This window comes from Pseudomonas sp. BF-R-19 (assembly GCF_019956445.1).
Lineage (GTDB): Bacteria > Pseudomonadota > Gammaproteobacteria > Pseudomonadales > Pseudomonadaceae > Aquipseudomonas > Aquipseudomonas fluorescens_BH.
On record NZ_JAHBDN010000036.1, the window covers coordinates 42,599 to 66,243 of the forward strand.

17 protein-coding genes are annotated in these 23,645 nt (G+C 61.4%); 2 read left to right on the forward strand and 15 right to left on the reverse strand.

What is annotated here, in order from left to right; genetic code table 11:
* Positions 1 to 194: 194 nt before the first annotated feature.
* Positions 195 to 2,147, forward strand: a complete 1,953-nt coding sequence (gene prpR, locus KGB28_RS05890) for a propionate catabolism operon regulatory protein PrpR (protein ID WP_223443377.1) — start codon at positions 195 to 197, stop codon at positions 2,145 to 2,147.
* A 70-nt stretch (positions 2,148 to 2,217) separates the two neighbouring features.
* Here the strand turns inward: prpR and KGB28_RS05895 are convergent, their stop codons facing one another.
* From KGB28_RS05895 to KGB28_RS05935, 9 genes are all read right to left on the reverse strand, one after another.
* Positions 2,218 to 3,405, reverse strand: coding sequence for an acetyl-CoA C-acyltransferase (locus KGB28_RS05895; protein ID WP_223443379.1), 1,188 nt, complete (start codon positions 3,403 to 3,405; stop codon positions 2,218 to 2,220).
* 58 nt (positions 3,406 to 3,463) lie between these two features.
* Complete coding sequence (locus KGB28_RS05900; RefSeq protein WP_223443381.1) at positions 3,464 to 5,575, reverse strand: 3-hydroxyacyl-CoA dehydrogenase NAD-binding domain-containing protein; 2,112 nt, start codon at positions 5,573 to 5,575, stop codon at positions 3,464 to 3,466.
* A 54-nt stretch (positions 5,576 to 5,629) separates the two neighbouring features.
* Positions 5,630 to 7,273, reverse strand: a complete 1,644-nt coding sequence (locus tag KGB28_RS05905) for a fatty acid--CoA ligase (RefSeq protein ID WP_223443384.1) — start codon at positions 7,271 to 7,273, stop codon at positions 5,630 to 5,632.
* A 17-nt stretch (positions 7,274 to 7,290) separates the two neighbouring features.
* On the reverse strand, positions 7,291 to 9,069 hold the full coding sequence (locus tag KGB28_RS05910) for an acyl-CoA dehydrogenase C-terminal domain-containing protein (RefSeq protein WP_223443386.1): 1,779 nt from the start codon (positions 9,067 to 9,069) through the stop codon (positions 7,291 to 7,293).
* 7 nt (positions 9,070 to 9,076) lie between these two features.
* On the reverse strand, positions 9,077 to 11,626 hold the full coding sequence (locus KGB28_RS05915) for an efflux RND transporter permease subunit (RefSeq protein ID WP_223443388.1): 2,550 nt from the start codon (positions 11,624 to 11,626) through the stop codon (positions 9,077 to 9,079).
* A 16-nt stretch (positions 11,627 to 11,642) separates the two neighbouring features.
* The gene (locus KGB28_RS05920) at positions 11,643 to 12,737 is read right to left on the reverse strand and encodes a WD40/YVTN/BNR-like repeat-containing protein (RefSeq protein WP_223443391.1); all 1,095 of its coding nucleotides are present in this window, start codon (positions 12,735 to 12,737) and stop codon (positions 11,643 to 11,645) included.
* Positions 12,738 to 12,893: 156 nt separating this feature from the next.
* Positions 12,894 to 14,249 carry a DUF1329 domain-containing protein gene (locus tag KGB28_RS05925; protein ID WP_223443394.1) on the reverse strand — a complete coding sequence of 452 codons (1,356 nt, stop codon included), beginning with the start codon at positions 14,247 to 14,249 and terminating at the stop codon, positions 12,894 to 12,896.
* Between the two features lie 39 nt (positions 14,250 to 14,288).
* Complete coding sequence (locus KGB28_RS05930) at positions 14,289 to 16,160, reverse strand: DUF1302 domain-containing protein (protein ID WP_223443397.1); 1,872 nt, start codon at positions 16,158 to 16,160, stop codon at positions 14,289 to 14,291.
* Positions 16,161 to 16,270: 110 nt separating this feature from the next.
* Positions 16,271 to 16,825, reverse strand: coding sequence for an RBBP9/YdeN family alpha/beta hydrolase (locus tag KGB28_RS05935; RefSeq protein WP_223443400.1), 555 nt, complete (start codon positions 16,823 to 16,825; stop codon positions 16,271 to 16,273).
* Positions 16,826 to 17,082: 257 nt separating this feature from the next.
* On the opposite strand from KGB28_RS05935, the gene KGB28_RS05940 reads away from it, so the two are divergent.
* On the forward strand, positions 17,083 to 18,102 hold the full coding sequence (locus KGB28_RS05940) for an AraC family transcriptional regulator (RefSeq protein WP_223443402.1): 1,020 nt from the start codon (positions 17,083 to 17,085) through the stop codon (positions 18,100 to 18,102).
* A 130-nt stretch (positions 18,103 to 18,232) separates the two neighbouring features.
* On the opposite strand, the gene KGB28_RS05945 is transcribed toward KGB28_RS05940, so the two are convergent.
* The 6 genes from KGB28_RS05945 to KGB28_RS05970 all read right to left on the reverse strand — a co-directional run bounded on the left by KGB28_RS05945 (position 18,233) and on the right by KGB28_RS05970 (position 23,641).
* Positions 18,233 to 19,243, reverse strand: coding sequence for a YeiH family protein (locus KGB28_RS05945; RefSeq protein ID WP_223443405.1), 1,011 nt, complete (start codon positions 19,241 to 19,243; stop codon positions 18,233 to 18,235).
* Complete coding sequence (locus tag KGB28_RS05950; RefSeq protein WP_223443407.1) at positions 19,240 to 19,566, reverse strand: Rieske (2Fe-2S) protein; 327 nt, start codon at positions 19,564 to 19,566, stop codon at positions 19,240 to 19,242. Before KGB28_RS05950 ends, KGB28_RS05945 begins: the two co-directional genes overlap by 4 nt.
* Entirely contained in the window at positions 19,563 to 20,225 is a 663-nt protein-coding gene (locus KGB28_RS05955) for a DsbA family oxidoreductase (protein ID WP_223443409.1), read from the reverse strand. The genes KGB28_RS05950 and KGB28_RS05955 overlap by 4 nt, the downstream gene beginning before the upstream one ends.
* Positions 20,222 to 21,553, reverse strand: coding sequence for an MFS transporter (locus tag KGB28_RS05960; RefSeq protein ID WP_223443410.1), 1,332 nt, complete (start codon positions 21,551 to 21,553; stop codon positions 20,222 to 20,224). Before KGB28_RS05960 ends, KGB28_RS05955 begins: the two co-directional genes overlap by 4 nt.
* A gap of 108 nt (positions 21,554 to 21,661) precedes the next feature.
* Positions 21,662 to 22,714, reverse strand: a complete 1,053-nt coding sequence (locus KGB28_RS05965) for a 3-keto-5-aminohexanoate cleavage protein (RefSeq protein WP_046038036.1) — start codon at positions 22,712 to 22,714, stop codon at positions 21,662 to 21,664.
* A gap of 78 nt (positions 22,715 to 22,792) precedes the next feature.
* Positions 22,793 to 23,641: a TauD/TfdA dioxygenase family protein gene (locus tag KGB28_RS05970; RefSeq protein WP_223443412.1), complete on the reverse strand. Its 849-nt coding sequence runs from the start codon at positions 23,639 to 23,641 to the stop codon at positions 22,793 to 22,795.
* Between the last annotated feature and the right edge of the window lie 4 nt (positions 23,642 to 23,645).

Genomic DNA, 23,645 nt, shown 5'->3' on the forward strand with positions numbered 1-23,645 from the left:
TCATTGACGGAGCAATTGCCAGGCCAGCTTTTGCTGCACGTCCTGACCGTCTGCTGGACGCCAGGCAACGCAGGCGCTGCAGCCATTTCACCGGGTGACCGTGAGGCTTTATAGCGAAGACAAACGTTGCATTTCTGCAACATCTGCATTCAACTATGAAACCTTCCTGAAACCCTCATCAGAGCTCGCTCGCCATGCAGCCCCGCCAACCCCGGATCATCGTTCTCATCAGCCATCTGGAACGCCCGCTGCAACAAAGCCGCCTGGCGCGCGTGGTGAACAGCGTGATGGCTGACTATTCGGCCGAAACCAGCATCCGCGTGCTGGACACCACCGTCGCCGAGTCATTGCAACTGGCCCGCGAGCTGGAGCAGAACAACGAAGTCGAAGTCTTTATTTGCGCAGGCGCTACCGCTGCCTACCTGCGCAGGCACCTGACCCGCCCGGTGCTGTCGATGCGCGTGGGCGGCGCCGATCTCCTGCGCGCCCTGGAACAGGCACGCCTGCATTCACCGCACATCGCCGTCATCAGTTATGCGCGAATCAACGCCGACCTCGAGTCGATGGCAGCACTGTTCACGGTGCAGATCCACCAGGCGTGCTACCTCACGCTCGAAGAGGCTCGACAGGCGGTGGAGCACGCCCGCAGCCTGGGTTACCAGACGGTGATTGGCTCATCGACCGTGGTTGAACTGGCGGAACGTATTGGCTTGCACGGCGTGCTTTCATTGAGCCAGGACACCGTGCGCAAAGCGCTGGAAGAAGCGCTGGGCATCTTGCACAGCCAGCGCCTCGAAATTGCCAAACGCCGGCATTTGAACGGTGTGTTGCAGCACATTCCGACAGGCGTTGCAGCCGTGGACAATCGGGGAATCGTGCAATCGGCGAACCCGGCACTGGAAGCCCTGTTGGGCATGCCGGCAAACCTCATGCTGGGCCGTCCCCTGCAGGAGCTCTGTCCGGAACTGGCGCTGGACGAAGTGCTGCGCAGTGGCGTCGGCGAAGAGAACACCGTCATCCGCCTGGGCCAGAACCTGGTCGTCAGCAATATCCTGCCGATTCTGGAAGACGGCCAACGCACCGGGCTGGTGTTGACTTGCCAGGATACGTCCGCGGTACAGCGCGCCGACCAGCGCATCCGCTCGACGCACCGTCCTGGCGGGTTCTCGGCCAAATACCGCCTGGAGCAAATCAACGGCAAAAGCCTGGCGACCCGACAGCTGCTGAAACTGGCCGAACGCTATGCAGCCACCTCCTCTACCGTGCTGATCACCGGCGAAAGCGGTACCGGCAAGGAGTTGCTGGCGCAAGGCATGCACAATGTCAGCAACCGCCAGCGTGGTCCGTTCGTCGCGATCAACTGCGCGGCGTTTCCCGAATCGCTGCTGGAGAGCGAACTGTTCGGCTATCAGGAAGGCGCCTTCAGCGGCTCACGCAAAGGCGGTAAACCCGGGCTGATCGAAGCCGCCCATCGCGGCACGTTGTTCCTCGACGAAATCGGCGACATGCCGGTGTCACTGCAGACCCGCCTGTTGCGCGTCTTGCAAGAGCGTGAAGTCCTGCGCCTGGGCGCAACAGAACCGATCAGCATCGACATCCGAATCATCGCCGCCACCCATCAGGACCTCTCCCGATCCATCGAGGCCGGAGAATTTCGCAGCGACCTTTACTATCGCCTGAACATCCTGCGTCTGCAGACGGTGCCTTTGCGGGAACGCGGTGAAGACATCGCAGACATCGCCCGCGCCATTCTGCTGCGCCTGAATGCAGACAAACGCCCGCCGCGATTGCAGGAACGACTGCTGGATGCACTGCTGCCCAAGCTCATGGCGTATGCCTGGCCAGGCAACATCCGTGAACTGGAAAACATCGTTGAACGTGCGGCGCTTTCGGCACAGGACCTGCTGCAAGGCTGCGCGATCGATGAGCCGGGCCTCGCCCTGGTGATCCCCGAACTGCTGAAAAGCCAAGCCTTGCCCCAGGCACCAGGTCAGGTAGCACCGGCAGTCAGCGACTTGAAAAACATCGCCAAGGAAAAGGAAAAGCAATACATACGCGAAACGCTTCTGGCCTGTAACGGCAATCTGGCGCAAACGGCTATTGAACTGGGTATCAGTCGCTCCACGCTGTGGCGGCGCCTGCAATAAAGACACTGCGCACAGGGTGTGAGCCAGGTGCGCAGTGATTGGATTTGCCGCAGGCCTGGCACCCAGGTGCTTACTGGAACACCTCGAAGAGTCCCGCCGCGCCCATGCCGCCGCCAACGCACATGGTCACCACCACATACTTCACGCCGCGTCGACGGCCTTCCAGCAAAGCGTGCCCGACCATACGTGCGCCACTCATGCCATAAGGGTGGCCGATGGCGATAGCACCGCCATTGACGTTCAATCGGGCGTCGTCGATGCCCAAGGTGTCGCGGCAATAAAGCACCTGGCAGGCAAACGCCTCGTTGAGCTCCCACAGGCCGATATCGTCGACCTTCAGACCGTGTTGCTTGAGCAGCTTGGGAACCGCCAGCACCGGGCCGATGCCCATTTCTTCCGGAGCCAGGCCGGCGACCGCGATGCCGCGGTACAGGCCCAGCGGCTTGAGGTTGCGCTGCTCGGCCAGACGCGCATCCATCAGCACGCAGGCGCTGGCGCCGTCCGACAGTTGACTGGCGTTACCGGCAGTGATGCAGCCGCCCTCGATCACCGGTTTGAGGTTGATCAGGTCTTCCAGGCGGGTCTGCGGACGGTTGCCTTCATCCTGACGCAGGGTGACTTGCTCCAGGCGCGTCTCGCCAGTGGCTTTGTCGATTACCTGCCGCATGCTGCTGACCGGAACGATTTCGCCGTCGAACAGCCCGGCCTGCTGCGCCGCTGCGGTGCGTTGCTGCGATTGCAGGGCGTAGGCGTCCTGCGCCTCGCGACTGATGCCATAGCGTTGAGCAACCAGCTCGGCGGTTTGCAGCATGGGCATGTAGGCGTGGATGGCGTTGCGCTCTACCTGCGGGTCGTGCTCGGCGTAGGCCCATTCCATGTTGCGGTTCTGCACCGCGCTGATGTTTTCCTGACCGGCACCGATCGTGGCCGGCATGCCGTCGACGATAATCTGCTTGGCGGCTGTGGCGATGGCCATCAGGCCCGAGGCGCACTGGCGATCCAGGGTCTGCCCGCTGACCGACAACGGCAGGCCCGAGGCCAGTGCCGCCATGCGTGCGAGGTTCAAACCGGCAGTGCCGCTGGTCAGTGCGGTGCCCAGGACCAGGTCTTCGATCTCCCCGGCTTCGATACCGGCACGTTCGACCGCCGCATGGATCGCGTGGCTGGTCATGGTCGGTGACTTGATAGTGTTGAACGCGCCCCGGAAAGCCTTGGCGATGGGGGTACGGGCGGTGGAGAGAATGACGGCTTCTTTCATGTTGCAATTCCTTGCGTGACGGGTCAGGGGCGGCCAATGTGCAGTGGCCGCCGAAAAGTCAGATGCGTTCGATGCGGGTCTTGCCGCTGGCCACCAGGCGCTCAAGCAGTGCTGCCGGCTGGAACCACATCGCTCCGTATGCGCCGAGTGTCTGGCGGTAATGGCCGATACGTTCCAGCACCTGTGCCAGCCCCAGCCCTTCGGCGTAGTGCAGCGGGCCACCGCGCCAGGCCGGGAAGCCGTAGCCGTTGATCCAGACCAGGTCGATATCGCTGCTGCGCCGGGCAATGCCTTCGTCGAGCAACTGGATGCCTTCGTTGATCAGCATCAACAGGCAACGGTCGTGAATTTCCTGATCGCTGATGACGCGGCGCTGGATGCCCAGTTCGCCTGCGATGCGCTCGGCCAAGGCGAGCACTTCAGGGTCATCCTTACGCTCGCGGCCTTCGTAGCGGTAATAGCCGCGACTGCTCTTCTGGCCAAAACGGCCCAGTGCGTAAAGCGCATCGGCAAGCTTGCAGTAGCCGGGATCGTGGGCGATGACGTCACGGCGCGATTCGCGCACCAGGAAACTGACATCGATGCCCGCCAGATCGTGCATGGCCATGACCCCCATCGCCAAGCCAAGACCGGTGAGCACCTTGTCAATCTGAGCAGGCGTGGCGCCTTCCAGCAGCAAACGATGGGCCTCGCGGGAATAGGGTTCGAGCATACGGTTGCCGATGAAGCCGAAGCACACCCCGGATACCACCGGGATCTTGCCGATGCGCCTGGCGATTTTCAGCGTGGTGGCCAGGACATCGGCGGCCGTGGCCGTTCCGCGTACCACTTCGAGCAGGCGCATGACGTTGGCCGGACTGAAAAAATGCAGGCCGACGACGTCCTGCGGCCGGCGCGTGACGGCGGCAATGGCGTCGACATCCAGGGTGGAGGTATTGCTGGCGAGAATCGCGCCGGCCTTGCACACCTCGTCCAGGGTACGGAACACCTGCTGCTTGATTGGCAGGCTCTCGAACACGGCTTCGATCACCAGGTCAGCGTCGGCGATATCGGCGTAGTCCAGGGTGCCGTGGATCAGCGCCAGGCGCTCGTCCATCTGCCCGGCCGTGAGCTTGCCGCGCTGGACACTGGTTTCGTAGTTTTTGCGAATCAGCTCAAGGCCACGTGCCAGGGCATCGGCGTTGAGCTCCAGTAACGTCACCGCCATGCCCGCATTGGCGAAGTTCATGGCAATCCCGCCGCCCATGGTGCCGGCGCCGATCACCGCGACCTGAGTGACAGGACGGATCGGCGTACCGGCATCCAGACCCGGCAATTTGCCGACTTCACGCTCGGCGAAAAACACATGGCGCAGGGCCTCGGACTCGCTGGACGCCTCGGCCTCCTTGAACAGCTCGCCCTCCCTGGCCAGGCCCTCGGCCAACGGCAGGTTGCAGGCTGCTTCGATCGCCGTCACCACTCGCTGCGGCGCGCTCTGGCCTTTCCAGCGAGCCTGATTGGCGGCGCGATAGTCGGCGAAATAATTCGCCGGCAGGGCTGCGCCCGGGTTCGCGTGCGGCCAGGTCGGGCGAGCCGGCGCCTGCCCGGCAATCAGTTCTGCGGCCAATGCCTTGGCCGTGTCGAGCAAGCTGTCCGCGCTTTGTGCCACGCGATCAAGCAGTCCCAGCGTCAGTGCCCGATTAGCGTTGATCGGCTGGCCCGAAACGATCATCTCCAGTGCGGCCTTGGTACCGATCAGACGCGGCAAGCGCTGAGTACCACCGGCACCGGGTAGCAAGCCAAGCTTGATTTCCGGCAGGCCAAGCCGAGCCCCGGCTTCAGCCACGCGGTAGCCGCAGGCCAGGGCTAGCTCCAGTCCACCGCCGAACGCCAGACCACCGATGGCGGCGATCAGTGGTTTGTCCAGCTCGGTCAAACGGATCAGCAGGACTGGCAGGTCTGGCCTGGCGAACGACGCCGGGCTGCCGAACTCGGAAATATCCGCGCCCGCGCTAAACGGCAAACCCTCGCCGTAGAGCACAATCGCTTTCACGCTGGCATCGGCAGCGGCGCGGTCACAGGCCTCCAGCAATTGTTCGCGCAAAGCCTGGCCCAGGGCGTTGACGGGGGCACGGGCGAGGCCGATCAGAGCCAGAGGACCTTCGTTTTGATAATGGATCAAGTCATTCATGGATGTTTTCTCGTTCGGAAAAAGCAGTGAGTGCCGTGGAATAGCTCGACTCCCTCAGCTCAACTCGCTTTCCCGAATCAGCTTCTTGTTGATCTTGCCGACGCTGGTCTTGGGAATTTCCGCGACGAACTTGAACTGCTTGGGGATTGCCCATTTGTTGATGCGGCCACTGGCCACGAACTGTTGCAGGTGGGCTTCGAGCATCTGTTTGTCGACGAACTGCCCCGGTTCACACACCACCAGAGCCATGGGCCGTTCGCCCCATTGCTCATCGGCAATGCCCACCACGGCGACAGAGGTGACCGACGCGTGCTCGCTGATCAGGTTCTCCAGGTCCAGCGAACTGATCCACTCGCCACCCGTCTTGATCACGTCCTTGATGCGGTCCTTGATTTCCACCCTGCCTTGCGAATCGATGGAAGCCAGGTCGCCGGTGTGCAGCCAGCCGCCGTGCCACAGTTCTGCACCCTTTTCCGGGGCCTTCAGATAGCCTTGGGTCAGCCATGGCGCGCGGACGACGATTTCGCCCAGGGACTCGCCGTCATGGGCGACCGCATGGCCGTTGGCATCAATGATGTTCAGGTCGACCATGGGTATTGGCATACCGGTCTTGATGCGAGTGGGTAACTGCGCCGACATGGACTGTTCAAGTTCCTCGCCCCGCAGGAAGCTCAGGCAAAGCATCGGACAGGTCTCGGACATGCCATAGCCACTGTGGACCTGAATGCCTTTGGCACTTGCCTGACTGGCGATACCCAACGTCAACGCGCTGCCGCCCAAGAGCATTTTCCAGCCGTCGAACCGGGTCGCCTTGCCTTCCTCACAGTTGAGGACCATTTGCAGGACGGTCGGTACGCAATGAGAAAAGGTGACCTTCTCTTCACGAAAAAGCCGGACCAGGCTATTGGGCTCGTAACGGCCGGGGTACACCTGCTTGATGCCCATCAGGGTCGCGACATAGGGCACGCCCCAGGCATGCACGTGGAACATCGGCGTGATCGGCATGTACACATCATTCGAACGCAGCAATGGCAGGCTTTGGTAAACGCCCAGGGTGCCCACGGCATTCAGGGTATGCAGCACCAGTTGGCGATGACTGAAGTACACCCCTTTCGGCTCGCCAGTGGTGCCGGTGGTGTAGAACAGCGTCGCCACCGAGTTTTCATCAAAATCGGCAAAGTCATAGTGGCTAGCTGCCTGGGACAACAGGCTTTCATACTCACCCAACACAGGAAGCCCGGTGTCGGTTGCGGCGTCGTCCGTCAGCCGGATATAGCCTTTGACGGTGCTCAGGCCCTGATGAATCTGCTCGATCATCGGCACGAAATCATCATGCACCAGCACCAGGTCATCCTCAGCGTGGTTCATGGTGTAGAGCACCTGCTCCGGCGACAGGCGAATATTCACCGTGTGCAGCACCGCGCCGATCATTGGCACGGCGAAGAAACATTCCAGATAGCGATGGCTGTCCCAGTCGAGCATGGCCACCGTGTCCCCGGCCTTGACCCCGGCCGCCGTCAGCGCATTGGCCAGCCGATGGATTCTTTCGATGAGGGTCCTGTAGCTGTAGCGCAGCTTGTCGGCGTAGACGATTTCATTGGCAGGTTCGTGTCGCACCCCTGACAGCAACAAGCTCTTGATCAACAGCGGGTAGGTGTATGCGCCTTGTGCCGGTGGAATTATTTTTGTCTTCAGCATGGTTGTACCTTCCTGATTCAGAACTGCGCCGCATCCAGCGAGTAGAGGCTGTCGCTACCGGCCTTGACCGAAGTGCTCAGTGAGTGGATACGCGGCAGCAGGCGGGCGAAGTAGAAGCGTGCGGTGCCCAGTTTGCTGGCGTAGAAATCGTCTTCACCTTGCTTGCCCAGGGCCGCTCTGGCCATCAGGGCCCACATGTAGGCATAGGTGGTGTAGCCGAATACCTGCAGGTACTCGACCGAGGCCGCGCCGATTTCATTCGGGTTGCCCTGGGCCCGGTCCAACAGCCACGCCGTCAGTTCGTCGAGGGTGTCCATGGCGGCGTTCAACGGTTGGGTGAACTCGCCAAGCTCTGCGCTGGCGTTGGCGGTGAAGTGGCGAACCTCAGCGGCAAACAAACGGTAGAGCGCCCCGCCGCTGCCGACGATCTTGCGCCCGGCCAGGTCCAGGGACTGGATACCATTGGTGCCTTCGTAAATCTGGGTAATGCGCACATCGCGCACCAACTGCTCCTGACCCCACTCACGAATGTAGCCATGGCCGCCGAAAATCATCTGTCCGTGCAGGGTGGTTTCCAGCCCCACGTCGGTGAGAAACGACTTGGCGATCGGGGTCAGCAAGGCCACCAACTCTTGGGCGCGGGTGCGCGCCACCGGGTCTTCGCTGTACTTGGCGGTGTCGAGTTGCAGGGCCACGTAGCTGGAGAACGCCCGCCCGCCCTCGTTCAACGCTTTCATGGTCAACAGCATGCGCCGCACGTCCGGATGCACGATGATCGGGTCGGCGGCCTGATCCTGGTGCTGCGCACCGGTTGGCGCACGGCTCTGCAGACGATCACGGGCATACTCGACGGCGCTCTGGTAGGAGCGTTCGCCCTGCGCCAGGCCCTGGATGCCCACGCCCAGGCGTTCGTAGTTCATCATCGTGAACATCGCCGCCAGGCCCTTGTTCGGCGCGTCGACGATCCAGCCCGTCGCCCCGTCGAAGTTCATCACGCAGGTGGCGGACGCCTTGATGCCCATCTTGTGTTCGATGGAACCGCAGGACAGCGAATTACGCTCACCCAGCGAACCGTCGTCATTGACCAGCACTTTCGGCACCAGGAACAGCGAAATGCCTTTGGGCCCCGCGGGTGCGTCCGGCAGTCGGGCCAGCACCAGGTGGATGATGTTCCCGGTCAGATCGTGTTCGCCACCGGTGATGAAAATCTTGCTGCCACTGACCTTGTAGCTACCGTCGGACTGGGGCTCGGCCCGGGTGCGAATCAGCCCCAGGTCAGTGCCGGCATGGGCCTCGGTCAGGCACATGGAGCCGCTCCAGACCCCGGCATACATATTGGGCAGGTACTTCTTTTTCAGGCCTTCGCTGGCATGCGCATCGAGCGACAGGCAGGCACCGGCAGTCAGCATCGGATACTGGCCGAACGACAGGTTGGCCGAGGTGACCATTTCCTCGACCTGGGCGCAGATCACCTTGGGCATACCCATGCCACCGAACTGCGGGTTGCCACCGACACCCACCCAACCGCCGTCGGCGAAGGCTTGATACGCCTCGGCAAAACCCTCCGGGACTTTCACCGCGCCATTGCTCCAGGAGCAACCTTGCTCGTCGCCACTGCGGCGCAACGGTGCGATGCTGCCAGCACTGATCTTGCCGGCCTCTTCGAGGATGGCGGCAGCCGTTGCTTCGTCGACTGCCTCGGCCAGACCGGGCAGTTGTGCCCAAAGCCTGGACACCTCGAAGACTTCATTGAGTACGAAGCGCATGTCGCGCAAAGGGGCTTTGTAATCAGACATGGTGGGCTTACTCGGTCAATGTGAGGGCATGGGGCATGCCTGTTTTTTGGGGATGGCCGGTCTCACTGACGGGCAGCAGCGACTCATGCACCACTGGCTCATCCGAGGCCGTACGACGGTTCAACGAGGGCCCGCGCAACAGGAAGTACGACAGAGCGGGAATGAGGATCAGCGCGCCGAGCATGTTCCACAGGAACATGAAGGTCAGCAGGATGCCCATGTCGGCCTGGAACTTGATCGGCGACCAGACCCAGCACACCACCCCGGCAGCCAGGGTGATGCCCACCAGCCCGACCACCCGACCGGTGAACGACACCGCTTTTCGGTAGGCATCCGCCAGCGACAGACCCTGGCGCTGGTGGTACAGCTGAACGCTGAGCAAATACAGCGCGTAATCCACGCCGATCCCGACGCCGAGGGCGATCACCGGCAGGGTCGCGACTTTCACGCCGATGCCCATCACCACCATCAAGGCTTCGCAGAGGATCGAGGTCAGCACCAGCGGCAACAGGGCCACCAGCGTGGCGCGCCAGCTACGAAAGGTGATCAGGCAGAACAGCGTCACCGCGGCATACACGTAAAACAGCATGGTGCGATTGGCTTCGCGCACCACGATGTTGGTCGCAGCCTCGATGCCGGCGCTACCGGCAGCCAGCAGGAACTGACGATCCTTGGTGCTGTTGTCCTTGGCGAACTTGTCGGCAATCGCCACCACGGCGTCCAGCGTCTCAGCCTTGTGGTCAGTGAGAAAGGCAATCACCGGCATCAGCGAGCAGTCGTTGTTGAACAACTCAGGCGAGTTGACCGAGGCTTGTTGCGCGGCATAGTTCAGCACGTCCTGGTTGCGCTGGATGCTGTTGAGCTTGGGATTGCCTTCATAGGTGCCGGCCGTAATCTGGCGCACCGCGTTGACCAGCGAAGACGTGGCCTGCACGCCCGGATACTGTTGCAGCTCCCAGGCCAGACGGTCGGCGAGGACCAGGGTCTGGTAGTTCAGGCAGCCTTCCGGCGCGGTCTTGATCATCACCGCGAACATATCGCTGGACAGTGCGTAGTGGCTGGTGATGTAGGCGTTGTCGCGGTTATAGCGCGAATCGGCACGCAACTCCGGCGCCCCGCTGTCGAGGTCGCCGATTTTCAGTTGCAGGCTGATCATGAAGCCGCCGATGCCCATCAGCGTGGCCACCAATACCGCCCCCGTGGCCCACTTGCGCGTGGTGAAGCGATCGAGCGCGTCCCACAGTTTGCCGAAGCCTTTATGCTTTTCTGCACGAGTGTCGATGTTCAGCGCACGCTCGGCGGCCTTGGCGCCGACACCGATGTAAGACAGCGCCACCGGCATCAGCAGCAGGGAGGTAAAAATCAGCACGGCGACGCCGATGCTGGCGGTGATCGCCAGATCCTGGATCACCGGGATATCGATCAGCATCAGCACGGCGAAACCCACGGCGTCGGCCAGCAGCGCGGTGACACCGGCGATGAACAGGCGGCGGAAGGTGTAGCGCGCGGCGATCAGCTTGTGGGTGCCACGGGCGATGTCCTGCATGATGCCGTTCATCTTCTGTGCGGCGTGGGACACGCCGATGGCGAAGATCAAAAACGGCACCAGCACCGAGTACGGATCGATGGCATAACCCAGCCAGGCGACGATGCCCAGTTGCCAGACCACCGCGATCAGCGAACAGCCGACCACCAGCAGGGTGCTGCGCACGCAACGGGTGTAGGCATAGATAATCACCAGCGACGTGACGACCGCCAGGCCGAAGAACATCATCACCTGGATCAGGCCGTCGATCAGGTCGCCCATCAGTTTGGCGAAACCGATCACCCGCACCTTGTACTGGCCGGTGCCCTCCGCCCCGGCCTTGCGCGCGGCGCTGTCGCCAGCGAACTCGATCTTGTCGCGCAGCTGTTCTTCGAGTAACCGCGAGAACTGGTGGTAGTTGATGCTCTGGCCAGTGGCCGAGGCCTTGTCCAGCAATGGCACGATCAGCATGCTCGACTTGTAGTCGCTGGCCACCAGGCTGCCGACGATGCCGGCGCGGGAAATGTTCTGGCGCAACTGTTCGATTTGCTCAGGCTTGCCCTGGTAGGAATCGGGCATCACCGGCCCACCCTGGAAGCCTTCCTGAGTGACTTCGGTCCAGCGCACCCCTGGGCTCCATAGCGACTTCATCCAGGAGCGGTCGACGCCTTCAGTGAGGAACAACTGGTCGTTGACCTGCTTGAGTACGTCCAGGTAACCGGGGTCGAAAATATCGCCCTGGGTGTTTTCGACCACCACCCGCACCGAGTTGCCCAGGCCGCGCAGCGACTGGCGGTTCTCCAGGAAATTCTGGATGTACGGCTGGCTCTGCGGAATCATCTTCTCGAAGCTGGGTCGCAGTTCCAGACGGGTCAGCGCCATGTAGCCCAGCACCACGGTCGCCAGCGCCATCAGCAGCATGAACAGCGGGCGGAAGTTGAACACCAGCCGTTCCAGCCGGTTGCCGGAGCACCGATCGAAGTCACGCAGTTCGCGGATCACCGGCATGGCGTCTTGTTTGATATTGCCCATGTCTGGGTTCTCGCTCTTAGGGTTCGAGGGCTGGGTCGACGGACAACGTCCGCGCACCACGGCTGCCGGCCAGTACCAAGGCGCCAGCGGCGGACTGGGTGGCGCCGGCTATTGGCGTCGGCGTCGGAGCCGGTTGCTGCAGCAGATGCAGTTGCGCGCCAGTGCCCTGGCTGACCAGCATCTGCCCACCTTGGGTGAACAAGCGGTAATGGCCACGGGCATCGATCAAGCCGGCGGTGATACTGACGTGCAGGCCGGTGTCCAGCGCGGTCCAGCTCTGACCGCCATCGGTGCTGCGCAGCACATTGCCGCGCAAGCCGTAGACCAGCACTTCGCCGGGCTTGCCGAGCACGCCGAAGAAGCTGCCCTGATAAGGCGTTGGCACGGCGGCGAAGCGTTGGGCGCTGTCGTCCCATTTGAGTAACAGGCCTTGCTCGCCGGCGATGTACAAACCGTCGCCGGTGGAGGCGATGGCGTTGAGGTGGAAACCCTGGGGGTTGTCGGTGCGATCCTGGAATGGCGTCCAGCTCCGACCACCGTCCTCGGTGCGCAGGATCAGGTTGAACACACCGACCACATAGCCAAGCCGGTCGTTGGCGAACCACACATCGAGCAGCGGCTTGTCGGCGCCCTGCTCGACCAGGCGCTGACCCTCGGCGACCAGCAGCGGCCACTGCTCGTTGGCCGGCTGGGCACTGGCCAGCGCTGCATAATGCTTGACCAGCAAGGCGCCGATCTGACGTCCATCGAGCTGCTTGTGCCAGGTGGTGCCGGCATCGCTGCTGTGCAGCACGACACCGTCGTTACCGACCGCCCAGCCCTGTTTGGCGGAAGGAAAAAACACTGCTGTCAGATCGCTGCTCAGCGGAACGCTGGCCTGCAGCCACTGCTTGCCAGCGTCATCGGAGTAAAGAATATGGCCACGCTGACCAACGGTGACCAGGCGTTCACCGGCGCGAGCAATGCCGATCAAGGGGCTACGCACGGCCAAAGGACTCGGCTTGGCTGGCAGATCCAGCACATCGGCATAACCGGCCGCCTGAGCGACACCCTGCGATAACGCCAGCATCGAGCACAGCAGCGCCAGCACGAAATTTTTCAAGGAACCCATACCGCACCTTCTAGGAAAACGGCACCGGAAAGCACACGAGGTACAGCCCGGCGTCGGAGTCGGCAACCCAGGACGAACGACCCTCAGGCCGTCCATCTTCCAGTCACTCTGCCGGGGGATCTCTACCGATCGCCCCGGACTGTTATCGCCTGACGCTTAGCGGATGCCGGACGCTGCCAGCGCATCCGGCGCCCACTGCGCCTTCGACAGAGACTCGATGTACTTGATGCCGCCGTACGTGCCCGTGATGCCGTTGATGTTGTAGGAACCGCCCACCAGGTCGTAGATCATGAAAGGCGAGACATCGGGGATGTTTTTGTCGTAACTCTGGCTGAGGAAGGCGAAGGAGCCACGGTAGAGCTTGCCGCTGGAGTCATACTGGTCCGAAGCCAAAGCGATCCAGCTGTCTTCATCCAGGTACATGCGGCGCTTCTGGTAGATGTGCCGCGCGCCGGATTTGAGCGTGCCTTCCACCACCCAGACGCGGTGTTTCTCCCAGCGCACAAAGTCAGACGCGATGTGGTTGGGGGTCGTCAGTTGCTTGGCGTCCACAGCGTAAGTCAGCTTGTAGGTGTTGTAGGGCACGACCATTTCCTGCTTGCCCACCAGCTTCCAGTCGAAGCGGTCCAACGCACCGTTGAACACGAACACGTCGTCGTAAGTACCGGCACCGCCCGTACCAGGGTTAGGCGTGTCATAGGCCAGGTCCGGCGCCAGCTTCACTCGACGCTGGCCAGGCAGGTACTGCCAGCTGCGGCGTGGCTGCTCCAATGGGTTGGCAGTGTCCTTGAGCATGATTGCCTCTCCCGCACGGCGCGCGGGACCGGTGTAATACAGCTTCATCTGAAAGAACACGTCAGTGCTCTTGAACGGCTTCGTCATGTCGTCGTAGATCGGATAGTTCGAGAACGACAGCGCCGTGGTGGACAGTGTCGGTACACCCGCCGAGTCAACGTTCCACGAGTCATATTTGACATTGCGATTGCCCCCTACGCGCAGCAGGTGGTTCCACATGGCTTCACTGCCCGAGGTCGGGATCGGGAACGGCACGCCGGGCAGCAGGTTATCGATGGACAGACCGCCATTGATGGACTGGGTACCGGTGGCATTTTTCACGCTGTTGTCCAGCACCGCCTGAGGCAGGGCGACAGTGCGATGGGTCGGATACACATTGATGTGGTAAGTGGGATAGCGCCTGGCAAGCTCTGCCGTGGTGGCGGTCAACTGACTCTTGTACTGGTCAACGTTTTTGCCATCGATGACCAACAGCGGCTTCTCGTCGGCAAACGGGTCCGGACGCATGCCGTCGCCCGCCTTGAAGCCGGCTGGCGGGGTGGTCAGGCCGCCTTTGTAGGCTGGAATCGAACCATCGGCATTAGCTGCCATCTCGGCGCCCACATTGGTCAGGCTGGCGCCCAACCTGGCTGCTTCCTGAGCCGATACAGCCGCTTGGGCCTGACCGGCAATGACAGCCGCCAGGGAAGCTGCCAACACGCTATTTAGCAATTTCATCTGAATTCTCTCCACTTGTTTTTGTGATCTGAGCGTCAATCAGAAGGTGGTTTTGAACGAGGCCGTGAGCATCCCGCGATCCTTCAGCAGCGGCGCCAGGCCTGCCTGCGAAGTGATCTGGCCGGGAATGCAGCGGTACTGCCCACTACTACCGGGGGTGTTGTTATCGAGCCCGGTTTCACAGGTATTGAAAGGACCAAAAGAATCCACGTACTTCAGGTCGAACTTGTACTTTTGATAGACGTCCGCGGCGATGCCTACGGAGTAGCTGCCGGTGTTCTCGCTGCCACCCAACTGGACAGCCGAGTTGCCCTTGAGGCCGACGTTGTAGGAAACGGGCATGGACATATCGACACCCGGGAATACCTGGAACCAGGTCGGGGTGAAGTTGGTCGCGATGGAGTAGGCATTGGTGTCGACTTTGTCGACGCCCTGGTAACTGGAATTGCCCTTGAAGGACTGCTCGCCCTTGTCGACGCTGACCAGGTGAGTCATGGAACCTTCTACAGCCAGCGAGGACGAGTCCCACAACGGGGTATTGCCGAAACTCACCAGGCCGTTGAGTACCACGTGGAAAGTCTTGCCACGGGCCGTTCCGGTGTCACCTCTGCCCGGCACGGCACCGATAAGGTTGTCGCCGTTGACCAGCCCCTGCGCAGCCTGTGCACTCAAGGTCGGGTTGATGGTGGTGAAATTGCTCAGCAGCGGCATGTTCTCGCGATAGTTCACATCAAGCCCGACGCTGACCGGACCCACATTTTTCGACAGGCTAATGCCGTAGATGTCGATGTCATCGGCATAAGCGGCCAGGTATTCGGCACCCGCGAGCCCCGGCAGACCTGGCTGTTGCAGGTTGGGCGCATTGACCAGCACCACTGGCATCGGGTCCGAGGTGTTGCGGTAGTAGAAGCCCAAGGTGCCGTCCAGCCACTCCGGACTCCACTTGGCCATCAGCCCGAAGTCGCCGGAGTTGTGCGGCTTGACGTCATGCCCGCGCGGTGTCCCGTAAAAAGCACCGGCTCCGTTCAGCGCCGTCGGTACCGGCAGCCAGAACACCTCCCCACCTTCGCCGAACATGTCGTAGCCGCCCATATAGGTCCCACCCTCAGGCAGACGGGTGTTGCGGAACTCCAGGAAGTACTGCGCGCCCAGGGTCAGTTCTGGATTGACGGTGAACGACATGGAAAGCTGGTTGCGCGGGAGGAACAGTTCCTTGGTTTCGGTGCCCGGCACGTTGTACAACTTGGCCAGGTCCAGGGCCGACTGACCGTAGTTGATGCCGTTGGCCGCGTTGAACAGGGTCTCGCCCCAGAACATGTTGTGCCTGCCGAGCTTGCTGCTGAACATCGACTCCTCGCCGACCTCGGTGCTGTAGAACACAAAGGCATCAAGGATCTCACCGGAGGGGCCGTTGTAATAACGGTCGCTGTAGTTGCTCAGCCCATGCTTGCGTGCAACGTGGCCGTTCAGCGAGTCGCCAGGCTGAATAGAGCCGGACTGACGAGCCGCTACCAGGTTACCCGCATTGCCGGCCTGCCCTGGAAAAGGGTTGGAGTTGGAACCGACATTGTCATAGGCATGGTCATACCAGCTCGCGGCGCTGACACGAAAACCCATCTTGCGTTGGTAGACCACATCGAGCTCGGTCAACAGATCGACCCGCTGGGTCACAGCACTGCCGACACTGAAGTTTTTGTCGCCGTCGTTATAGTTGGCGGCGTTGGCAATCTTCGAATTCTGACCTTCAACCCGTTGACCGTAACTGGCCTTGAGGGTGTTATCGAAGCGCACGGCCCAATCTTCATTGCCATTGTTCAGTTCAAAGGCATAGGCAGCCGGCATGGAAGCGAGCAGCGTGGCGCTAGCCAGCAGACTGCGACGCAGAGGGCTCTGCCCTGTCGTGGTGTGCATTACGTTGTCTCCGTTTTTTGTTGTTTTTGTTTTTGGCTCTAACAACGGCCCACATCAGGTCCTGGCGGTGATGCGAGCTTCTTCAGGCGGTTTTATTCAGGTGTTTGCGTCTAGCGATCCAGCGTGCGGATAAAGTCTTCGGCCTGCGGCCACTCGCCGTATCCGGCTGCTGGATTGAGATGGCCTACAGCACCGAGGTTGACCAGTTCGCTGCCCCAGTGACGGGCCATTTGAGTCACCGACTCCAGGCTCGCAAGGTGGTCGTTGGTACTGGCCGCGACGATCGCAGGGAATGGCAGAGGCCCTTTTGGCAGCGGATCCCAGCCATTGGCCCGAAGGCTCTCGGAGGTCGGATAACCTATTGGCCATTTGGCCTCCAGGTCCGGCGGTGCGGCCAACAAGGCGCCCTTGATCGGACGGTCATGACGGGCGGCCCAGTGCACCACCATCAGCACACCGGCACTGTGAGCCACCAGGATCACCGGGCCGGAAATCTTCTCCAGCTCGCGCTGGATCGCGTCCACTCGTGCCGCCAGACTGAGCTTGTTGTCTTCCAGTGGCGGTACTGAGCGAACCTTGTCCAACCTGGTTTCCAGCAGCGTTTGCCAATGCGCCGGCACATGATCGCGCAAGCCCGGAACTATCAAAATCGTGGTGTCATTCATCGCGCTATTCACCCTTGAACAATCCATCGAGCGGGTCCGCCAATATTTCGAACCCTGCCAGCAGCACAGTAGGATTCGCCTTGTCGGAGCGGGTTACATTTAGCGTCAGCCACTTCCCTTTTGATGACAGCGCCTCAGAATCGACCCGACAGATTTACGACGCCAAGCGCTTTTCATTTCACGACCAAGCCTCTATAACTGGCAGGCAACTGCGACAGCGAGATCTCATTTGTCACAACATGGAATGTATGCACGCCATGCCCGTACAAGCACGAACCGCCGTACTGACCAATTACCTGGATGTGGCTCGCCATCTACGGCTGAACGCGATCACCCTGTTAGCCGAAGTGGGCTTGAGCCCTGCGCTTCTGAGTGACCCGAGTCAACGCATCCCGGCCACCGCCAGCATCATCCTGCTGGAGAAGTCGGCGCGCCTGAGTGGTTGTGAAACCCTCGGCCTGCGCATGGCCGAGCTGCGTCAACTCGCGGACTTTGGTGAAGTGAGTCTGCTGCTCAGTCACCAGAACACGCTGCGCGATGCGCTGAATGTGATCGTGCACTATCGCCAGCAGATCAATGAGTCACTGGCGATCTACATTGAGGAAACCGGTAGTACGGTGATCATTCGCGAAGAACTGGTTACCGACATGGGCACCAACAACCGCCAATCCATCGAATTGGCCATCGCCGTCATGCACCGCTTTTGCGCAGCCCTGCTCGGCGCGCACTGGCACCCGATCAATGTCTGTTTCTCCCATGAAGCTCCGACAGACCTGTCCGTGCATCGACGGATCTTCGGCTGCAAGGTGGAGTTCGGCTGCGAGTTCAACGGCATCGTTTGTCACGCCGCCAACCTCGATACCGCCAACCCTCTGGCCAATGCGGCCATGGCCCGTCACGCGCAGCGCTACATGGATTCGCTGCTGGGCAAAAACGACCACTCAGTGGCATTCGACGTGCGCAAATCCATTTACATGTTGCTCCCCATGGGTCGCGCGACCATTGCGCAGATCGCCCAGAGCCTGGGTATGAACGTACGCACCCTGCAGCGCCGCCTGGACGAAGAAGGGGCCAGCTTCAGTGAGTTGATCAGTAGCGTGCGCCGCGACCTGGTGGTTCGCTACCTGGAGAACCCCGGGTACTCGCTGGGACGGATCGCCGACATGCTCGGCTACTCCATGCCCAATTCATTTACGCGCTGGTTCATTTCCCAGTTCAACATGCCGCCAGCCGCCTGGCGCAGTGAGCGCAAGATCGTGCCGCGCAAGGACAGCTGATGCACCCCGCAAAAAAAAAACGGTCATCTGCTGGAACAGACGACCGTAAAAAGGAGCACTTGCGGGGTACGACACTTGACTCACGCTCGCGCTGTCCAGTGAGTCGCGCAATCCTTGATAGTGCGTCGGTTTACAACCCCCAGCGCATCAGCAACAGCACCAGAGCAATCAGGAAGACCGTCTCCCCCACCATCAGCAGGATGGGCTTGATACCCACCGCGGCAAGCTCCTTGAGCCGGGTCTTCATGCCCAGGGCGCTGATGGCGATGACCAGGCACCAGCGCGACAGTTCGTTGGTCAATCCCTGTACTGCCGGGACAACCCAGCCCGTACTGTTGACGCACGCGAGAATCAGGAAGCCCACGGCGAACCAGGGTAGCAACGGCGGTCGTTTACCCGTCGGGTCGACACCCTGCGTGCGGGAAATCATCGCCGCGCAAACGATCACCGGCAGGAGCATGGCCACTCGCATCAATTTGACCACAGTGGCGGTATCGCCAGTCTCGGTAGACATGCTGTAGCCGGCACCCACCACCTGGGCAACGTCGTGAATGGTGGCGCCGAGGAACACCCCGGCCAACTGGGGATTCAGCTCGAGCCAGTTGGCGATCATCGGGTAGACGATCATGGCCAGGGTCGACAGTGCCGACACGCCAATCACAGTGAACAGCGTGGCGCGCTCTTTCTGCGGATGGTTGGGAAAAGACGCCGCCAGCGCCAGCGCCGCGGAGGCACCGCAAATGGCCGTAGCGCCACCGGTGAGCATGCCGAACAGACGCTGGAACCCCATCGCCTTGGCCGCCACCATCGAGACGAGGATGGTCACCACGACCGAGATCACCACCAGGGCCGCCGGTTTCCAGCCCAGCGCGGCGATCTGTTCGAGGGTGATACGCATGCCCAGCAACGCTACGCCGATGCGTAGCACGGTACGTGAGGTGAACTCGATACCGGCCTTGCACTTGCCGTCGCTGGCGAGAAAATTCAGTGCCATACCGAGCAGCAGCGCGAACAGCATGACCGGCGCACCATAGTGCTCGGAAAGAAAACTCGCCGCTGCGGCAACTATCAGGCTGACGATAAAACCGGGGAGCCGTTCTTGTACGCGGCCGTGGACATAGGCCAGAGCAATGGCACTCATAATGCGGGCTCCCTGGAAGCGATGACAATGAACACTTGGCCGTCGACCACCTCGACCGGGTAGTTGGCAACCTTCACGCTGTTTGAATTGAGCAGGTAGCCGCTCGCCAGGTCGAAGCGCAGGCCATGGGCACAGCACTGGATCACCCTGCCCTCAAGTCGACCACCGCACAGTGAGGCCCCCTGATGCGGACAGCTGTCGTCGATGGCGTAGAGCTGGCCGGCGACATTGAACAATGCCAGGCTGCTGCCCGCCGGCTCGAACAGCGTGCGCATGCCAGGTGCCGGGACTTTCTCGGGCGGCACCGCAATGCGCCGGCTCATGCCGATTGACTCCCGGTCACGTCCTGCGCAAGGGCTTGGTGCATGGCCTGCAACAGCACCTCGGCCGGCTGCGCACCGGACACCACCTGGCGCCGGTTGAAGAGGAAATACGGCACCCCCCGCGCGCCCATTCCGCCATCATCGAAGGGACAGCGAGCACCCAGCAGACAGTCGGCCAGGGCCGCGCGTGGATAGCCACAGGACTCGGCGATCGCCAACAGGGTGGCACTGTCTGCGAGGTCCTTGCCGCGATGAAAATAGGCGGCGAACAGCTGCTCCAGCAAGGCGTCACGCTGCGCCACGCTCCCCAGTCCAGTGGCGCACTCCAACAGGCGATGAGCATCGGCGGTATTGGGCATCGTCTTGATGCTACTGAAGTCGATGCTCAAGCCTACGGCGGCTGCGGCCTGCCGGACTTGCGCCTGGCGCGCTTGCACCGCCTCGGCGCTGCCCAGGCGCTTTTGGTAGAACTCGACAAAAGGCACACCCTGCGCCGGCAGGTGCGGCAGCAGCTGCACGCCATGCCAGACCAGCTCCAACTCGATCTCCGGGTGGCTGGCGCGCAACTTCGCGAGTGCGCGATTGAGCTGACGCTTGCCAATCAGGCACCAGGGGCAAATGAAGTCGAAGAACGCGTCAATACGCAATGCCCTCGTCACGGCGACACCTCCATCACCGCTTTAGCGGGCGCTTGATCGACCGTCTCACCCTGCACACGGGCCATGTCATCGAGATAGTGACAGCGGATATAGAAGAACACCGCCGCTGCCGCAATGCTCATCAGCGGCACCAGCTGGAAGGCCCCGTGCAGGCCGATAAGATCGGACACTCTGCCGGTGACGAAAGGCCCCGGGGCCAGGCCGAGCAAATTATTGACCAGGGTCAGGGTGGCAAAAGCAGTGCCATGCACTTTGTAGTGGGTCAGGTTCGCGATCGTGGCAATGGTCGGGCCGTTGACGCCAGTCACCAATAGCATGGCCAGGCCGATCAGCCCCAACTGCACAGGACCGGTCGACTGAACCAACGCCAGCGACATCAGCAGGCAACTGCCCAGGCAGAACACCATGGACATCTCGATCTTGCGCAATGGAGATTGACGGCACAGGCGATCACTGAGCATGCCGCAGAGAATCGCCCCGGCGCCGCAGCACAGCACCATGACGCCTGCCACAACCCCGGCCTTGCCCTCGCCCATCCCGTAATAGCGGTTGAAAAAGCTCGGCATCCACACAATCATGCTACCGGCAACGAACGTCTGCAGGCCGCTGGCGACATAAGCGGCGATCACCGAACGCGTGCCGTACAAGGTGCGCAGCGGACGCTTGACCGCCGTTTTGGCATTGCTCCCGACCGTGGCGAGGCGCTGCGGGGCAATTCGCGCCTCCTTGACGATGATAGGGTAAAGCGCCGCCAGCAGCAGGCCAAACAGCGCCATGCTGGCGAACGACCAACGCCAGCCCAGCTTGACCGCAATCGCCCCGCCGATGGAGATACCCAACACCGAGCCGAACATGGCACCCGCCATGAAGGCACTGGCGAGGGTCGCACGCATGCTTTTGGGAAACACCGACACCACCACGGCGATGCCGACGCTACCGTAGGCCGCCTCGCCGACGCCCACCATGAAGCGCGCAAACAACATTTCCGGGTAGTTCTGTGCCAGGGCGCAGCCCAGAGTGGCCAGGCTCCACAGCATGGCCATCAGCGCCAGGCTCTTGACCCGGCCAAAGCGGTCGGCCAGCAGCGACAGGGGAATGGTCAGTAGGCCCACCATCAGCGCGACAATGCCGCTCAGCAGACCGAGTTGGCCGTCGCTCAGCGTCCACTCGTTCTTGAGAATCGGGAACACGGCATTGAGTACCTGCCGTGACATGTAATCGGAAATCAACAAGCCAAAGGTCAGCACAAACACAATCCAGGCGTACCGTCGCGGAATGCCAATCGAAGTATCCATTTCATCGGCCACTGTACTGTGGTGAATCGCCATGCTGCCTCCTCGGTGTCTAGCACCCGTTTTGTTATTGTTTTTGGTCTTGCTCACGCGTTCAGGTGGGCAGGGGCAGAACGCCATTGGCTTCCTGCCCCGCCATCTGGATTACCCGCGCTGTGGTACGCCCTTCTGACTCGGCTTGCGGTTCGGTGCCATGCCGTTGGCCAACAGGGTTTCTTCAACAGTCTTGTACTGCACTCCGATACGGTAGATGTCGCGCGCCTCTTTACCGGTGGCGATTTCACGCCCCAGCTCGTGAGCGATACGCACTGTCTGCTTGACCTGCTCTACGGAAGAGAAGCGCTTGCCGTGTTGATCGATAATGGTGTCTTCGTTACCGAGTCGTGGGTGCAAGCCCATGGCCAGGGCAATGGTGTTAAGTGGCAGGACGTTCTTGAGCAGCGACTCGGCAGTCAAGGTACAACGATCCGGTACGCGATTGATGAAGTTCATCAGGTTCATCGGGTTCGGGCCGTCGAAACCACCGCCAATGCCGATCCAGGTCAGGTTCAAAGGGCCCTTGTAGACGCCCTTGCGCACCAGGCGCTCGAGGGTTTCGTAGGCATGAATGCCGGTCAGCTGGAAGTGCGGCTGGATATTGCTGGCTTGCAGGCGCTTGAGGTGTTCGGCGACCCAGGCAGGACCTGCCGGTACGGTCATTTCGCTATACGCGGCATTGGTCACCGGATCAAGCAGGGAGGTGCCTTCAATGCCTTGCGGGAACAGCAGCTCCGCGATATTCATCTGAATGGTGTTGATGGCGATGGTGACCTGATCCGGCTTCGGCGTCAGTTCCGCCAGCATGTGCCGGGTATCATCGGAGAGCCACAGGGCTTCCGCGCCTTCGCCTTCAGGGGCAAAGGAAATCGAGCCGCCGACCTGGATGATCATGTCCGGTACGGCTTCACGCACACCGGCGATCAACTCGTTGAACTTGGACAGGCGCTTGGAGCCTTTACCGTCCAGTTCGCGCACATGCAAGTGCAGCACAGTGGCGCCTGCTTCATAGCAGTCAACAGCCGCCTGCACGTGCTCGTCCATGGTCATCGGAATGTCTTCAGGGAAGTCTCCCGGCATCCACTGTGGGGCGTAAGGGGCGACGGTAATCACCACTTTTTCCATGTTTTCCGGGTGCAGGGAATCGTCGAAAAACTGCATGCTTATCTCCTGTTTTTATTGTGGCCCGCCCGACGAACTGTACGGAGCGGGCGCTGGCACGGGTGTCGGTGAGGTTGCTCAGTAGGTCTTTTCGCCAATGATCCCGGCACGCTCCATCTTGCGATGGCAGGGTGGGTAATCCATCACGGCGTAGTGCTGAGTGCTGCGGTTGTCCCAGATGGCGATGCTGTTAGGCTTCCAGCGCCAGCGCACCTGATACTCCGGAATGTGGGCCTGGCTGGTCAGGTGACGCAGTAGCTCGGACGAGCCCTGGGTGAAATCCTGGCCGACACGCACACGTTCGGCCGTGTGGAAGTTGGTGAAGTGAGTCGTGAAGGAATTGACGAACAGCACCTTCTCGCCAGTCTCTGGATGAGTGCGTACCACGGGGTGCTCAGCGTCCGGGTACTGGGCCTTGAGCGCCAGGCGCCGTTCGATCGGCATCGCCGCACCGAAGGTCGCCTCGATGCTATGACGGGCACGAAGGCCTTCGATCTTCGCTTTAATCTCGTCTGGCAGATGCTTGTAAGCCTCCACCATGTTGGCCCACATGGTGTCACCACCGACTGGCGGGCACTCCAGGCATCGCAGCACGCTGCCCATCGGCGGCGCCTCGCGCCAGGTGGCGTCGGTGTGCCAGGAGTTCTCGTAACGGTCGATCGGGCTGTCCGGATTCTTGTAGACCTGCACCAGGCCAGGATAATCCGGGTGGCTGCCGATGACCGGGTGACCCTCCAGTTCACCGAAGCGTTGGGCAAAGGCCACATGCTCGGCGCGACTGATGTCCTGGTCGCGCAAAAACAGCACGCGATGCTTGAGCAACTGGACGCGGATCTCGGCGAACAGGCCGTCGTCATGGACTGCATCGGCAAGGTTGACGCCCGTCAGCTCTGCGCCAATGCTGCAGGTGAGTTGTTCGACTTGCATGGCG